This window comes from Spiroplasma endosymbiont of Anurida maritima (assembly GCF_042465095.1).
Classification (GTDB): domain Bacteria; phylum Bacillota_I; class Bacilli_A; order Mycoplasmatales; family Mycoplasmataceae.
Genome location: NZ_CP102059.1, coordinates 1 through 2,500, shown reverse-complemented (window position 1 = coordinate 2,500; position 2,500 = coordinate 1). Strand labels below are relative to the sequence as shown.

General features: G+C 47.3%; 2 rRNA genes (1 of these 2 cut by a window edge). Both read left to right on the top strand.

What is annotated here, in order from left to right:
- Window positions 1-2,272 (top strand): 23S ribosomal RNA (locus NPX79_RS00010) (it extends 670 nt beyond the left edge of the window).
- 85 nt (window positions 2,273-2,357) lie between these two features.
- Window positions 2,358-2,462, top strand: a 5S ribosomal RNA gene (gene rrf / locus NPX79_RS00005).
- The last annotated feature ends 38 nt before the right edge of the window (window positions 2,463-2,500 follow it).

The window sequence follows — 2,500 nt, the reverse complement described above, 5'->3', positions numbered from 1 at the left end:
GTGAAAGCGAGCCTTAATAGGGCGTTTAGTATGTAGTTATAGACCCGAAACCAGGTGATCTAGCCATGAGCAGGTTGAAGTCAAGGTAATACTTGATGGAGGACCGAACCGTTGTTCGTTGAAAAGACCTCGGATGACTTGTGGCTAGCGGTGAAATTCCAATCGAACCTGGATATAGCTGGTTCTCCCCGATATAGCTTTAAGGCTAGCGTCGAGATAAGAGCGCATTGGAGGTAGAGCACTGAATGTATGATGGCCCCACCTAGGGGGTACTGAATACAATTAAACTCCGAATGCCAATGTTGTATGCTCGGCAGTCAGTACATGGGTGATAAGGTCCGTGTACGTGAGGGAAAAAGCCCAGATCATCAGCTAAGGTCCCAAAATCTATTCTAAGTGTGTAAGGATGTAGAGTCGCTTAAACAGCTAGGAGGTTGGCTTAGAAGCAGCCACCCTTTAAAGAGTGCGTAACAGCTCACTAGTCGAGTGACTCCGCGCCGAAAATGTACCGGGGCTAAGAATAGTACCGAAGCTATGGATTCATTTATATGAATNTCGTTTGTATCAATGAGTGGTAGGGGAGCGTTCCAACAGGGATGAAGGTAGACCGTGAGGACTGCTGGACTGGTTGGAAGTGAGAATGCCGGTATGAGTAACGTTTGNAGGGTGAGAATCCCTCATGCCGTATGACCAAGGTTTCCTGGGCAAGGTTCGTCCACCCAGGGTTAGTCAGGACCTAAGGCGAGGCCGATAGGCGTAGTCGATGGACAACAGGTTGATATTCCTGTACTGACACATTGAGTGATGGAGTGACGGAGAAGGCTAGTGTATCCTGGTAATTGGATTCCAGGCTAAGCACAAAGAGGGTAAAGTTGGAAAATCCGCTTTGCACAACCTTGAAGTGTTATGGGGAGTGAACGCTTAGGCAAGTAACGAAGTACATGACGCCACNNGCTTCCAAGAAAAGCTTCTAGCGATAATCAGTGTGTTACCTGTACCNNTAGAACGAACACACGTGGTCGAGGAGAGAATCCTCAGGCAAGCGAGATAACTGTAGTTAAGGAACTCTGCAAAATGAACCCGTAAGTTAGCGATAAGGGTTGCTCATAGCAATATGAGCCGCAGTGAAAAGGAAGGGACAACTGTTTAGCAAAAACACAGCTCTCTGCAAAGTCGCAAGACGAAGTATAGGGGGTGACGCCTGCCCAGTGCCGGAAGGTTAAGAGGATTTGTTAGTCGCAAGATGAAGCATTGAATTGAAGCCCCGGTGAACGGCGGCCGTAACTATAACGGTCCTAAGGTAGCGAAATTCCTTGTCAGGTAAGTTCTGACCCGCACGAAAGGCGTAATGATCCCTTCGCTGTCTCGACTACAGACTCGGTGAAATTTTAGTACCTGTGAAGATGCAGGTTACCCGCAACTAGACGGAAAGACCCCGTGGAGCTTTACTATAGCTTGATATTGGGTTTCGGTATAGCATGTATAGGATAGGTGGGAGACGTAGATAGAGAAACGCTAGTTTTTCAGGAGTCGCNCCTTGGAATACCACCCTTGCTATATTGGAATCCTAACCTAGATCTGTAATCCAGATCAGAGACAGTGTCAGGTAGGTAGTTTGACTGGGGCGGTCGCCTCCTAAAAAGTAACGGAGGCGCCCAAAGGTACCCTCAGTATGGTCAGAAATCATACGAAGAGCGCAAAGGTATAAGGGTGCTTGACTGTGAGACTTACAAGTCGAACAGGAGCGAAAGCTGGGCTTAGTGATCCGGCGGTCCCGAGTGGAAGGGCCGTCGCTCAACGGATAAAAGTTACCCNNCGGGGATAACAGGCTTATCTCCCCCAAGAGTTCACATCGACGGGGAGGTTTGGCACCTCGATGTCGGCTCATCGCATCCTGGAGGTGAAGACGCTTCCAAGGGTTGGGCTGTTCGCCCATTAAAGCGGTACGCGAGCTGGGTTTAGAACGTCGTGAGACAGTTTGGTCCCTATCTGTTGTGGGCGTAGGAAATTTGATGAGATCTGTCCCTAGTACGAGAGGACCGGGATGGACGTACCTATGGTGCTCCAGTTGTCACGCCAGTGGCACAGCTGGGTAGCTATGTACGGAAATGATAATCGCTGAAAGCATCTAAGCGAGAAGCATACTTAAAGATGAGATTTCCCATCCTTTATGGAGTAAGACCCCTTGAAGACGACAAGGTTGATAGGTTGGGTGTGTACGCATGGTGACATGTTTAGCTAACCAATACTAATAGGTCGAGGACTTCAATAAAATGAGTAGTTTAATTGATTTTTAGTTAAAAATTATTTGATATCTATATCTAGTTTTGAGAGGATAATCTCTCTATCAATCACCATCTGGTGTTCATAGCATAGTGGTCACACCTGTTCCCATCCCGAACACAGAAGTTAAGCACTATCACGCCGAAAATAGTTTGCGCGAAAATAGGTAAACGCTGGGTTTAAATAAAAAACCAACTACAAAATAGTTGGTTTTTTA